2 pseudogenes are annotated in these 445 nt (G+C 61.8%); both read right to left on the reverse strand.

Annotation, left to right across the window (positions count from 1 at the left end):
- A pseudogene (locus I6F36_RS38770) lies at positions 1-220 on the reverse strand (ABC transporter permease); the annotation flags it as partial.
- Positions 217-445 (reverse strand): annotated as a pseudogene (locus I6F36_RS38775) (ABC transporter permease); the annotation flags it as partial. The pseudogenes I6F36_RS38770 and I6F36_RS38775, both read right to left, overlap by 4 nt.

Here is a 445-nt window from a genome sequence, read left to right on the forward strand (position 1 = left end):
CCGTCAGACCGTTCCAGAAGCCTTTGCCAAAATCGGTATACGAAAAGGCGCGCCAGAACCAGCGTAGCGACCAGGCCTGTGGCGGAAAGGCGAGGATCGCACGATCATTGAAGGCCGAAATGGCGACGACGACGCCCGGCAACAAGACGAACAGAAGAATGAGGGCGACGAGAACCCGCCCCAGCCATCGCAGCGTCGTGGCGGCAGGTGAACGCTTCATGTCGATCCCGCCATCCGTTCGAGCGGACTTGCGGCCTTCTTGAGCAGCGCAATCACCGCGAGCGACAGCGCGAGACCGATCAGCGACAGGCTGGCCGCGAAGGGAAAATTGAATGACGAGAAGCCGAGCTGATAGATCAGCGTCGAGACCGTGCTGACGCGGCCGCCGCCGATCAGTTGCGGGGTCGCAAACGCGCTGAATGTCCAGGCAAAGGCGGTCGAGAAG

The organism is Bradyrhizobium sp. BRP19, assembly GCF_020194195.1.
GTDB classification, from domain to species: Bacteria; Pseudomonadota; Alphaproteobacteria; order Rhizobiales; family Xanthobacteraceae; genus Bradyrhizobium; species Bradyrhizobium yuanmingense.